4 protein-coding genes are annotated in these 2,614 nt (G+C 60.3%); all 4 read left to right on the forward strand.

Annotation, left to right across the window (positions count from 1 at the left end):
• Window positions 1-441: 441 nt before the first annotated feature.
• Window positions 442-1,626, forward strand: coding sequence for a glycosyltransferase family 4 protein (locus M7F93_RS11675; protein WP_298173721.1), 1,185 nt, complete (start codon window positions 442-444; stop codon window positions 1,624-1,626).
• Between the two features lie 41 nt (window positions 1,627-1,667).
• Window positions 1,668-1,901, forward strand: a complete 234-nt coding sequence (locus M7F93_RS11680; RefSeq protein WP_298173724.1) for a hypothetical protein — start codon at window positions 1,668-1,670, stop codon at window positions 1,899-1,901.
• The gene (locus M7F93_RS11685) at window positions 1,898-2,323 is read left to right on the forward strand and encodes a type II toxin-antitoxin system VapC family toxin (protein WP_298173727.1); all 426 of its coding nucleotides are present in this window, start codon (window positions 1,898-1,900) and stop codon (window positions 2,321-2,323) included. The genes M7F93_RS11680 and M7F93_RS11685 overlap by 4 nt, the downstream gene beginning before the upstream one ends.
• A gap of 7 nt (window positions 2,324-2,330) precedes the next feature.
• Window positions 2,331-2,614 (forward strand): GDP-mannose 4,6-dehydratase (locus tag M7F93_RS11690; RefSeq protein WP_298173730.1); only part of this gene is annotated, 284 nt, incomplete at its 3' end.

Raw genomic sequence — 2,614 nt, forward strand, 5'->3', positions numbered from 1 at the left:
CCCATTTTATCAACATTGCCCATCAGAAGGGAAATCTTCCTCCCGGAGACAGCCTAAAAAACGCCACCGGCGCGGGGCCGCTCTTGTCTCAGTGACAAAATGGTAAACATCAGTTCCACTACCATGCCAGTGCAAAGAGCAGGCTGTGAAATGAGTGGATGCGGTGAGAGCAGCATGCGCACGGTGATATTGTCTGTTCGGCGAAGCCAAGGAAAGGGCGTTGTGGTTACGCCAGCAGCCAGAGGGGGGGCGCAGGCGGTACTGACCAATCAAGGCGCGACGGTGAAGCGTCCCCGGTGGCAGTTTCGGGGCTAGTCTTGCCGAATATCGGCTTTCGGGCTTAGTCTTGCATCAGTAATGCCCCGGAACCTGAATGTCTGGGGAGACCAAGGTTCGTCACCAACGAGAGATGGCCGCAGAGATGAACGATGACGAGACCATATGCGGCGAGTAGCCATTGTCCATGACTGGCTGGTGGTTTACGCCGGCGCCGAGCGGGTATTGGAACAGATGCTCCGGTGCTATCCCGAAGCGGATCTTTTCGGTCTGGTGGATTTTTTGCCCGCCGGTCAGCGCGATTTCATCGGCAACAAGCCAGTCACCACGTCTTTTATCCAGCGCCTGCCCAAGGCCCGAAAAAAATACCGGAGTTATCTGCCGCTCATGCCGCTGGCCGTAGAGCAGTTCGACCTCTCGGCCTATGACCTCGTGATCAGCAGCAGTCATGCGGTGGCGAAAGGGGTGCTGACCGGGCCGGATCAGTGCCATCTGTGCATGTGCTACTCCCCCATACGCTATGCCTGGGACCTGCAGCATCAATATCTGCATGAGGCGGGGCTGGAGCGGGGCATCAAGGGCTGGCTGGCGAAGGTGGTCCTGCATTACGTCCGGCTGTGGGATGTCCGTACCGCTAACGGGGTGGACGCCTTTATCGCCATTTCCCGCCACATCGCCCGGCGCATTCGCAAGGTGTACGGGCGGGAGTCCACCGTGATCTATCCGCCGGTGGACGTGGCGGATTTTCCCCTGTGCCGGGACAAGGAGGATTTCTACGTCACCGCCTCGCGCATGGTCCCCTACAAGAAGGTGGACCTGATCGTCGCGGCTTTCAGCGCCATGCCGGGCAAGCGCTTGATAGTGATCGGGGAGGGGCCGGATTTCGCCAAGGTCCGGGCCAAGGCGGGGCCGAACGTGCAATTGCTGGGCTTTGCGGGCGCAGAGGCCCTGCGCGACCACCTGCAACGGGCGCGCGCTTTTGTGTTCGCGGCGGAGGAGGACTTCGGCATCGCCCCCCTGGAGGCCCAGGCCTGCGGCACGCCGGTGATCGCCTTTGGCAAGGGCGGGGTGCTGGAAACCATTATTCCTTTGCCGGAAGCCGGGGGCATGGATGCGGCCCCGGCGCCCACCGGCGTATGCTTCAACGAACAATCCGTCGCGGCCATCATCGCCGCCGTGGAGCGCTTCGAGGGCGAGGGTGCGGCCATTACCCCGGAAGCCTGCCGCGAAAACGCCCTGCGCTTCGCCCCGGAGCGCTTCCGCGCGGAGTTCACGGCCTTCGTGGAGCGGGAGTGGGCGGCGTTTCGGGGTGACCATGTGGCTGATGCGTTGCGGCCGGGTAGAGGATGACCTATAGTGGTTGTTGAATTTTTCAACAACGGCGTTTCAAGATGGCTACAGTCAATTTTAGTGTTCCTGACGATGTGAAAGTTGCATTTAATGCGACCTTTTGCAAAGAAAACAAAAGCGCCATTATCGCTGCTTTAATGCGTGAGGCGGTGGATCGTGCGCAGCGCAAGGATCGCGCACGGCAAGCCGCCACCCGTATTTTGGAGCGTCGCGAGTCCGCGCCGATAGTGGGTACGGACGAGTGCCGGGAGGCGAGGGAACGGGACCGTCCGTGAACTGGGTCATTGATGCCAGTGTCGCACTCAAGTGGTTTTTGCGTTTTCGGGCTGAAGAAGACCACGTCCCTCAGGCCATAGCCTTGTTGAAGCAAACACTGTCCGGTGTTGCGGAGGCCGTTCAACCGCCGCACTTTTATGCGGAAATGGCGGCGGTGCTGGCGCGTGAAAAACCCGATACTGCCCAGGAGGATATGGAAGATCTGTTGCGGCTGGATTTCCGGGTTGCCGAAGGGTCGGAACTGTATACGCTGGCCATCGACCTTTCCCGGCGATACGGGCATCATCTTTTTGATACCCTGTACCACGCGCTGGCTCTGCTTCATCCGGAAGCCACGCTGGTTACTGCCGACCGACGGTATTTTGTTAAGGCGCAAAGGGAAGGACGCATCATTTTGTTAGAGGATTTTTTGCGGAAATGATAACGGCATGAAACTCTTGCTCACCGGCGCCAACGGCTTCGTCGGCCAGTACGTGCAGGCGGCGCTGCCCTGCGTGCCGTTGCCCGACGGGCTGGATCTGCGCGACCGCGCCGCCCTGACCGCCGCGGTGGCCGCCATTCAGCCTGACACCGTCCTGCACCTGGCCGCCCAGAGCTTCGTACCCGCCTCCTTCGAGAGCCCCCGCGAAACCTTTGACATCAATTTCTATGGCACCCTGAATCTGCTCGAGGCGCTGCAGGCTGCGGGCTTCAAAGGGCGGATGCTCTTTGT

This window comes from Acidithiobacillus sp., from assembly GCF_027322205.1.
Lineage (GTDB): Bacteria > Pseudomonadota > Gammaproteobacteria > Acidithiobacillales > Acidithiobacillaceae > Acidithiobacillus.